The sequence below is a fragment of the Collinsella tanakaei genome, from assembly GCF_016900375.1.
In the GTDB taxonomy this organism is placed as follows: domain Bacteria; phylum Actinomycetota; class Coriobacteriia; order Coriobacteriales; family Coriobacteriaceae; genus Collinsella.
Window position 1 is genome coordinate 1 of the sequence record NZ_JACJKB010000057.1, and the last position, 399, is coordinate 399.

General features: G+C 72.7%; 1 protein-coding gene. It reads right to left on the minus strand.

From position 1 onward, the window contains the following. Nucleotides 1-399, minus strand: a 399-nt coding sequence (locus H6A16_RS10585) for a hypothetical protein (protein WP_428830081.1), incomplete at both ends; no start/stop codon positions are given.

The window sequence follows — 399 nt, forward strand, 5'->3', positions numbered from 1 at the left end:
AGACCCACTTGCCCGGGTCCGGGATCCAGGCCCAGCCGTAGTCGACCGCACCGGTCACCGGGTCGAAGTACATCCAGCCCGGCTCGTCGCCGAACGACCCGTCGATGTAGCGCTCGCCGTGGGCCATCTCGCCGGTCACGTGGTCGCAGAAGACCCACTTGAGGCCGCCCGCGCCGTCGGGCAGCAGCAGGAAGCCCTTGGCGAGGGCGCCGTCGGCGCCCAGGTGCACCCACTTGCCGTTGGCGGCGCGCCACTCGTCGGAGGCCGCCTCCCAGGCCTCGCCGGCCACCCCGTTGTCGCGCGGCACGAAGGCGTCGTGGTCGCGCGCGATCGAGCCGTCGGCCTCGGCCCAGTACCAGGCGTCGGTCGCGGGGTCGTAGAAGAACTTGGACTCGGCCG